The sequence below is a fragment of the Candidatus Fusobacterium pullicola genome (assembly GCA_018883725.1).
Classification (GTDB): domain Bacteria; phylum Fusobacteriota; class Fusobacteriia; order Fusobacteriales; family Fusobacteriaceae; genus Fusobacterium_A; species Fusobacterium_A pullicola.
Window position 1 is genome coordinate 1 of sequence record JAHLFN010000085.1, and the last position, 3,190, is coordinate 3,190.

A 3,190-nucleotide genomic window follows, 5' to 3' on the forward strand; every position below is an offset into this window, starting at 1 on the left:
GATAGGAGACTCTACAAATGAAGCTAGAAAAAATTTACTGATAGAGCAAAGAGAGGAACTTTTAGCTAAAATAAATGAATTAAAAGAAACTTTGGAATATTTGAATAAAAAGATAGAGAGATATGATGAGATAATGGTAAATGGTGAATGTTTAAAATAGTTATTAAAAAATCTTCCATTGAATCAAATATAAAGATAGAGTAGAATAGAAATAAAGTAAGCGGAGTACCTAGGAGGAACAATGGGAGTTAGAACTATACCAATAATAATTTTAATAGGAATGATAGTATATTTTTATACAGTTTTATTGAGAGTTGATAGATATTTTAAATTAAATTTAAGTAAAATGGTTTTAATCTTTATCCTACTATTGATATCATTACCAGCAATAAATATTTTTGGAATCTGGTTTTTAACTTTATTACATCTTTTTGAGATAGGTATAGTTATAGATATTTTAAATTTTATATTAAAGAGAACAGAGTTAAAATATTGGAATTTTTTATATGGAAGTTTTTTACTGCCAATAGTATTAACAGTTCTTTTATTTTGTTATGGGTATTATAATATCAATAATATAAAAAGAGTAGAGTACAATTTAGTGACTGATAAAAATATAAGAGAAAAAGGTTATAAAGTAGGTTTTATAAGTGATATGCATTTTGAAAATGCATTAAATTCAAAGAGGTTATCTGAACTTGTCAAGAGATTAAAAGAGGAAAATTTTGATATTTTACTTTTAGGTGGAGATATTGTAGATGAGGGAAGTACTCTAAGGGGAATTCAAGAAATTTTTAATTTACTAGGTAGTGTAAATACTAAAAAGGGAATATACTATGTATATGGTAATCACGATATGTCAAGATATAGAAAAACTCCAAATTATACTATAAAAGATTTAAAAAATAGTATAGTAGAAAATAATATAAAAATATTAGATGATAGTAGTGTAGAGGTAGATAATGATTTAGTGATTATTGGAAGAAAGGACAAAAGTTTAAGAAATAGAGTGAATAGTGAAAAATTAGTAGAACAGATAGAACTGAATAAGTATTTAATTCTCTTAGACCACCAGCCAGTAGAGTTAGAAAAAAATAGTAAATTAGGTTATGATTTACAAATTTCAGGTCATACTCATAATGGCCAGATTTTTCCATTCAATTTAATAATAAAAAAAATAAATTTGGCAGAATTGATTTATGGACATAGAAAAATAGATAATTTTGATGTAGTAGTGAGCTCTGGAGCTAGTGGTTGGGGATATCCTCTAAGAACAGCTGGGCAATCAGAGTATATCATAATAAATATTTTAGGAAAGGAAGGATAATATGAATAAAAATGTGTTGGTTATATCTACAACTCTTAGAAAAGGAGGGAATTCTGATATTTTAGCTGAGAGTTTTATAAAAGGAGCGGAGGAAGCTAAAAATAATGTAGAAAAGATATCTTTAATAGGTAAAAAATTGGATTATTGTAAAGGGTGTTTGAGTTGTCAAAAAACTGAGAGATGTATAATAAATGATGATGCAAATGAGATTATTGAGAAGATAAAAAATTCAGATGTAGTAGTTTTTTTCAACCCCAATATATTTCTATGAGATGGCAGGACAAATGAAAACTTTGTTGGATAGAACAAATCCGCTATATCCAAGTGAGTATAAATTTAAAGATATATATCTTTTAGCTACAGCTGCAGATACAGACGAAAGAGCTATTGATAGAGCGATAGTAGGACTAGAAGGTTGGATTGAATGTTTTGAAAATACTAAACTAAAAGGTGTAGTAAGAGGAGTTGGAGCAGATATAGTAGGTTCTATAAAAAAATATGAGGAAAAATTAAGAGAGGCTTATGAGTTTGGAAAAAATGTTTAAACAGATTTATATTATTTTATTTTTAAGTTTTCATTTTATATGTAAAGCTATCAATACAGAGGAGAGTGGTATGAGAGTTATAGAAATTATGATAAAAAATGAACATTACAAAGTGGAGTTAGAAAATAATAGAAGTGTTGATGTGTTTTTAGAAAGATTACCTTTAAAAATTAAGATGAAAGAATTAAATGAAAATGAAAAATATGGAATAATTTCTCCAAAAATTCCAAATGATAGTAGTTATAGTGGAAATATAGAAGCTGGAGACTTAATGTTATACGGTAATGATTGTTTAGTATTATTTTACAAAAGTTTTTATACTACTTATAGGTATACAAAATTAGGAAAAGTAATTGAAAAAGATAAGATAGAAAAGAATATTGGTAAAGATGACTACAATTTAGAAATAATTTTTACAAAATAGATAGAGGAGAGAAATGAATTTAGAAAAATTTTTAAATTATATGAAAACTCAGAAAAAACTTGAAATTGGAAGTGAAATTCATAGATATATGCTGGAGTTGAGTGATGAAGCAAGAAAGATAACTATGGATTTAAACAGTAAATTTTATACCCAAGAGGAGATAAGAGAGTTGATAAGTAGATTGACTCTGAAAGATATTGATAAAAGTTTTTGTATGTTTCCTCCGTTTTATACAGATTGTGGAAAAAATATTGAGATAGGAAAAAATGTTTTTATCAATTCAAATTGTCACTTTCAAGATCAGGGAGGAATAGTGATAGGAGATGGAACTCTAATAGGGCATAATGTTACCTTGGCCACATTAAATCATGGTAAATTACCAGAAGATAGGGGCTCTCTCTATCCTAAATCAATAGTCATAGGAAAAAATGTTTGGATAGGGGCAAATGTTACAATAGTAGCGGGAGTTACTATAGGAGATAACGTTATTATAGGAGCGGGTTCTATTGTAACAAAGGATATTGAAAAAAATATAATAGTAGCAGGGGTTCCAGCTAAAAAAATCAAGGATATTTTTTAAAAAAGAAAAGAGGGATAGTTTATATTTCTATCTCTCTTTTTATTTTTTTATAAAATAATTTGACAAACAAAATAAAAGGTTGTATAATGAACTTGTATTAGGGGAGAAAAGTATAAGGAGGATAAATATGAAAACAGCAATTTTTTATGGAAGTACAACTGGAACAACTGAAATGGTAGCTGAAAAGGTAGGCGAGTTACTAGGAGCAGAGGTTTTATCAGCTACAGATATTGATAGAGTTGAAAATTATGATTTTGTAATATTTGCCACTTCTACTTGGGGAATGGGAGAGTTACAAGATGATTGGTATGGTG

4 protein-coding genes and 1 pseudogene are annotated in these 3,190 nt (G+C 27.4%); all 5 read left to right on the forward strand.

What is annotated here, in order from left to right; translation table 11 throughout:
* Positions 1–241 precede the first annotated feature (241 nt).
* Entirely contained in the window at positions 242–1,327 is a 1,086-nt protein-coding gene (locus IAA47_09705) for a metallophosphoesterase (protein ID MBU3843236.1), read from the forward strand.
* A 1-nt stretch (position 1,328) separates the two neighbouring features.
* Positions 1,329–1,872, forward strand: a pseudogene (locus tag IAA47_09710) (flavodoxin family protein).
* Between the two features lie 70 nt (positions 1,873–1,942).
* Positions 1,943–2,296, forward strand: coding sequence for a hypothetical protein (locus tag IAA47_09715; GenBank protein ID MBU3843237.1), 354 nt, complete (start codon positions 1,943–1,945; stop codon positions 2,294–2,296).
* A gap of 13 nt (positions 2,297–2,309) precedes the next feature.
* Positions 2,310–2,876 carry a sugar O-acetyltransferase gene (locus IAA47_09720; GenBank protein ID MBU3843238.1) on the forward strand — a complete coding sequence of 189 codons (567 nt, stop codon included), beginning with the start codon at positions 2,310–2,312 and terminating at the stop codon, positions 2,874–2,876.
* Between the two features lie 127 nt (positions 2,877–3,003).
* Positions 3,004–3,190 (forward strand): flavodoxin domain-containing protein (locus IAA47_09725; protein ID MBU3843239.1); only part of this gene is annotated, 187 nt, incomplete at its 3' end.

Bases quoted from the DNA above. Each gene is read 5' to 3' on its own strand.
- IAA47_09705 (MBU3843236.1), top strand. From the start codon at position 242: ATGGGAGTTAGAACTATACCAATAATAATTTTAATAGGAATGATAGTA.
- IAA47_09715 (MBU3843237.1), top strand. From the start codon at position 1,943: ATGAGAGTTATAGAAATTATGATAAAAAATGAACATTACAAAGTGGAG.
- IAA47_09720 (MBU3843238.1), top strand. From the start codon at position 2,310: ATGAATTTAGAAAAATTTTTAAATTATATGAAAACTCAGAAAAAACTT.